Source organism: Levilactobacillus koreensis JCM 16448 (genome assembly GCF_001435525.1).
Taxonomy (GTDB): Bacteria; Bacillota; Bacilli; order Lactobacillales; family Lactobacillaceae; genus Levilactobacillus; species Levilactobacillus koreensis.
Map to the genome: position 1 here is coordinate 101638 of NZ_AZDP01000102.1, position 287 is coordinate 101924.

Below are 287 nucleotides of genomic sequence, written 5' to 3' on the forward strand. Positions count from 1 at the left end.
TCTTAGGCAACGAGGATACTGACTGTAACAATCGTTATAGATTGGACCGAAAGTGCTAAGCCTCTATGTCTTCCGACTGCTGTCGTTGTAAGGCACAGTCAGAGCCGGAGGAGGACAGGGATGCAGCCAGCCGTGGAGGTGGTGTTAGCTGGCGATTAGCCAGCTTACAGCACGGGCGACTTTGGAGACACGCGGTCTTCGTGGCTTCAAAGCGAGCGAGAAGACTGGTGATTTCCCAGTCTGAAGCGTCCCCACAGCAGGCGGAATCCCTGTCAGCCGGAGTGCGG